Here is a 407-nt window from a genome sequence, read left to right as displayed (position 1 = left end):
AACTTGTGGAAAACCATCGATAACCGCGGCCCAGGCCATTTCGAACCGTCCCCCTGGCTGCCCGTGCGCTGGGCCGAACACCAACTGAAGGAGTTCGACGCAGCGCCGGTGCTGGGCTACCTGCACCGTCCGATCAAGGTCGCGATGCAGGACGAACACGGCAAGCGCCTCAAACCCGCGTTGCAAGCCAAGGCCTTGCAGGCAGGTTGGCTCAAGGCCCTCGATACCCTGCCCGCCGGGCAAAAACCGGTCCGCGTGTTCTACGACACCACTGATAACGCTGAAGCGGAAATCGCCCTGACCAACGCCCTGCACAGCCTCAATACCGATGGCCAAGGCCTGGACGTGGGCAATGTCGAAGAGGGCTATGACATCGGTCGCCGGCTGGGCAATACCGGCGTCAGCGG

Annotated in this window: 1 pseudogene; it reads left to right on the top strand. The window is 62.9% G+C overall.

The features are described from left to right. Positions 1-407, top strand: a pseudogene (locus L6D64_RS28210) (DUF2875 family protein); the annotation flags it as partial.

Source organism: Pseudomonas urethralis (genome assembly GCF_021602465.1).
Lineage (GTDB): Bacteria > Pseudomonadota > Gammaproteobacteria > Pseudomonadales > Pseudomonadaceae > Aquipseudomonas > Aquipseudomonas vlassakiae.
The sequence above is the reverse complement of the archived record's forward strand: the minus strand, read 5'-3'. Positions and strand labels throughout refer to the sequence as shown.